1 pseudogene is annotated in these 302 nt (G+C 47.7%); it reads right to left on the bottom strand.

The window, feature by feature from the left end:
* Positions 1–302, bottom strand: a pseudogene (locus ACYUCW_RS18250) (RNA-guided endonuclease InsQ/TnpB family protein); the annotation flags it as partial.

The following is a 302-nucleotide window of genomic DNA, read 5'->3' as shown; positions in this document are numbered from 1 at the left end:
CTCAGTCTGAATGCTGACGTACCATTTACCGCATGACTGACTGACCGTGACGTTTCTCACTTCTCCGACGACTTCACGACTGTTGCGGTAGCGCATCCATCCCAACTTTGGCAATGATATACGACTATTGGATTGATCGAGCTTCACGCCCTGCGGGTAGCGAAAAGCGTCACTTTTACCGAGTTTCTTGAATCGAGGAAAAGCGGTACGCTTCTGGAAAAAATTCTTGTAAGCCCGTTCCAAATCTTTAAGTGACTGTTGTAACGGTTGTGATGGGGCTTCCTTCAACCATTGTGTCTCTG

The sequence above is a fragment of the Proteus sp. MB838 genome, from assembly GCF_054767435.1.
The sequence above is the reverse complement of the archived record's forward strand: the minus strand, read 5'-3'. Positions and strand labels throughout refer to the sequence as shown.